Annotated in this window: 2 protein-coding genes; both read left to right on the top strand. The window is 66.5% G+C overall.

Features of this window, described 5'->3' with window-relative positions; all coding sequences use genetic code 11:
• Positions 1-324, top strand: a 324-nt coding sequence (locus AC1DOC_RS34465) for a transporter substrate-binding domain-containing protein (protein ID WP_478131681.1), incomplete at its 5' end; no start/stop codon positions are given.
• A gap of 110 nt (positions 325-434) precedes the next feature.
• The gene (locus tag AC1DOC_RS34460) at positions 435-1,103 is read left to right on the top strand and encodes an amino acid ABC transporter permease (RefSeq protein WP_012745327.1); all 669 of its coding nucleotides are present in this window, start codon (positions 435-437) and stop codon (positions 1,101-1,103) included.
• Positions 1,104-1,168: the final 65 nt, after the last annotated feature.

Raw genomic sequence — 1,168 nt, 5'->3', positions numbered from 1 at the left:
GTGCAGGTGGGCACCAAGTCGGTCGCCTACACCAAGGAGAAATTCCCGCAGGTGCAGCTGATGGAAGTCGAGAAGAACCAGGAGATGTTCAACCTCGTCGACATCGGCCGCGCCGATGCCGCCGTGACCGGCAAGCCCGCCGCCTACCAGTACGTGCGCACGCGCGGCGGCCTCAAGGTGCTGCCCGAGCAGATCACCACCGAGGAATACGGCATGGCCATCCGCAAGGACACGCCCGAACTCACCAAGGCGGTGAACGGTGCCATCGAGAAGCTCAAGGCCGACGGCACCTACGCGCAGATCGTCGCCAAGTGGTTCAAGTAATGTCAGCCCCCCGGCTTTTCACGCGCTGCGCGCGTGTAACTCCACCCCCCATGGGGGAGGCGCGGCCGGCTTGGGGCGGCCCGGCGCTCGGCCGCCGAAAAGGCTGACCCATGGATTTCGACTTCTCGCCGGTCTGGCAGGGCTGGCCCGACCTGCTGCGCGGCGCGCTGGTCACGGTGGAGATCACCGCCTGCGCGCTCGCGCTCGGCTGCGTGCTGGGCCTGCTGGTGGGCATCGGCCGGCTCAACCCGAAGCGGCGCTGGCTCTACGGCGCGTGCACGGCCTACGTGGCGGCAATTCGCGGCACGCCGCTGCTGGTGCAGCTGTTCATTTTGTTCTTCGGACTGCCGCACTTCGGCATCCTGCTGCCGGCCTTCCTGTGCGGCGTGCTGGGGCTCGGCGTGTATTCGGGTGCCTACGTGTCGGAGATCGTGCGTGGCGCGATCCAGTCGATCGACAAGGGCCAGACGATGGCGGCGCAATCGCTGGGCATGACGCCCGGCACGGCGATGCGCGAGATCGTGCTGCCGCAGGCGGTGGTGCGCATGATTCCGCCGCTGGGCAACGAGTTCATCGCGCTCATCAAGAACTCGGCGCTGGTGTCGCTCTTGACGATCCACGACGTGATGCACGAAGGGCAGAAGATCATCAGCGTGTCGTACCGCTCGCTAGAGGTCTACCTGGCGATTGCGCTCGTGTACTTCGTGCTCACGGGCACGATGACGCTGGTCCTCAGGCACTTCGAGCAGAAGCTGCGCCAAGGCGGGTTGATGCGATGAGCGGCGCTGCATTCGCATTTGCATTTCTCCCTCCCCTCCCGGGGGAGGGCCGGGGTGGGGGCGCG

This window comes from Variovorax sp. 01T439_2 (assembly GCF_056398445.1).
This window is presented reverse-complemented; position numbering and strand designations above follow the sequence as displayed.

Coding starts and splice junctions, on each gene's coding strand:
- AC1DOC_RS34460 (WP_012745327.1), top strand. CDS start 435: ATGGATTTCGACTTCTCGCCGGTCTGGCAGGGCTGGCCCGACCTGCTG.